Here is a 243-nt window from a genome sequence, read left to right as displayed (position 1 = left end):
ACTCCAAACGGTGGATTAGACAGCATGTAGTCGAATTTATCGGCGTAGAGTTGATCGTTTGACAGCGTGTTGCCCAGTTTAATACGGCTAACATCCTGCCCTTTAATCAGCATATCCGCTTTACAGATAGCGTAAGACTCGGGGTTCAACTCTTGCCCAAAGGCACGCATGACCGCATTGGCATTGAGCTCATGCACATATTCCATACCACTCGACAGGAAGCCGCCTGTCCCTGCGGTGGGG

General features: G+C 50.6%; 1 protein-coding gene. It reads right to left on the bottom strand.

All coding sequences use genetic code 11. The features are described 5' to 3' along the window. The coding region (locus tag Q4563_RS21970) for an HsdM family class I SAM-dependent methyltransferase (protein WP_303606047.1) at positions 1-243 on the bottom strand (243 nt) is incomplete at both ends.

The sequence above is a fragment of the Gilvimarinus sp. 1_MG-2023 genome, from assembly GCF_030548285.1.
Note: the sequence above shows the minus strand (reverse complement) of the source record. Positions and strands in the feature narration are given on the sequence as shown.